Below are 1402 nucleotides of genomic sequence, written 5' to 3' on the forward strand. Positions count from 1 at the left end.
GTGCCGCGTTCGCCGACGCCTGCGCCTGGCTCGCGGAGGCCACGGCGGCGGCGGCCGAAGCCACGGCCTGGTTCGCCGAGTAGTTGGCCTGCCGTGCCGCGGTGCGCGCGGACGCGGCGGCGGCCTTCGCCTTGTCCGCGGATGCCTGCGCGTCCTTCGCCGACTTCTCGGCGGCGTCCGCGTTGGCGTCGGCCTCGATGGCGTAGTCGTTGGCCTTCGCGGCGGACGCCTTCGCCTTGTCCGCCCACTTGGCCGCCTCTGTGGACGCCTTGCGCGCGTCGGCCGCGGCCTTCGACGCCTCGTAGGCGTCCTTCTGCGCGTCCTGCGCCACCTTCGCGGCGCGTGCGATGGACGCCCGGATGGCGGCGACGTGCGTGGCGGCGTCGTAGTCGAGCTGCGCCGTGCGGTGGCACACGGTGGAGACGAAGTCGCGGCGCATCCACGTCGGCCCCTCGAGGGCCACCTGGGCGGCCGCCTTGGTGTAGGGGCCGGCCGTGTTGAGGATGGTGAAGACGGCGGCCTCGTCGTCCTCCTTCACGTTGTCGGCGTACGTGGCGAAGAAGCCGTGCAGCGCCTGGGGCGAGCCGTCGTCCAGCGCGGCCTGCGCCGACGCCGAGACCGCCTTGCCGGGGGAGCTGTTGAGGACCTTCAGGATGGCGACGCGGTTGTCCTCCGCGGCGGCCGCCGTGATCCCGGTGGTCAGGAAGGTGCCCACGGCGCCGGTGTCGGTGGCGAGCAGTGCCGCCTGGGCGGCGTCGGCGACGAGTTCGGTGGACACCTTCGCCACGGCCAGGACGGTCTCGCGGTCGTCCTGGTTCTGCGCGATCTGCCGGTCGGCGGCGACCCAGGCCAGGAGGTCCTCGTCGGCCCCGGCGAGGGCGTGCTCGGCGGCGTCCCGGCTCCAGGTGCCGATCGTCGTGGAGATCAGGTTCATCGCGGCCTGGCGGCCGGCGCTCAGGGTCTGGGCGGTGTCACCGGCGGCGTAGGCCTTCTCGGCCTTGGCGATGAGGTCCCTGGTCTCGGCGTCCAGGGCGTCGGACTGGGTGGTGGCCTTGCGCGCCTTCTCCCGGTCGTCCGCCTCCATGCGGGCCATCTCCCGCGCCTCGGCGAGAGACTGCTCGGTGTCCTGGGCCAGCTTCTCCGCCTCGGAGTCGCGGGCGGCCTGCTCGACGGCCTGCGCGTCCTGGACGGCCTTCACCGCGGCCTCGGCGGCCGTGACCGACTCGTTCGCCCACTTGGTGGCCGTGGCGGCGAAGTCGGCCGCCTTGACGGCGCCGTCCGCCGCGGCCTTGGCCGCCTTGGCCGCGGCCTCGGCGTGATCGGCGGCGGAGCTCGCCGCGTCGCGGGCGGCGCGGGCCGCCGATGCCGCGGTGTTGGCCAGGGACTGGGCGGTGTTCGCGGC

1 protein-coding gene is annotated in these 1402 nt (G+C 74.7%); it reads right to left on the minus strand.

Annotation, left to right across the window (positions count from 1 at the left end; genetic code table 11):
* On the minus strand, window positions 1-1402 hold a 1402-nt coding region (locus GT045_RS15720), incomplete at both ends, for an ALF repeat-containing protein (RefSeq protein WP_272926859.1).

Origin of the sequence: Streptomyces sp. SID486 (assembly GCF_009865385.1) — a bacterium.
Taxonomy (GTDB): Bacteria; Actinomycetota; Actinomycetes; order Streptomycetales; family Streptomycetaceae; genus Streptomyces.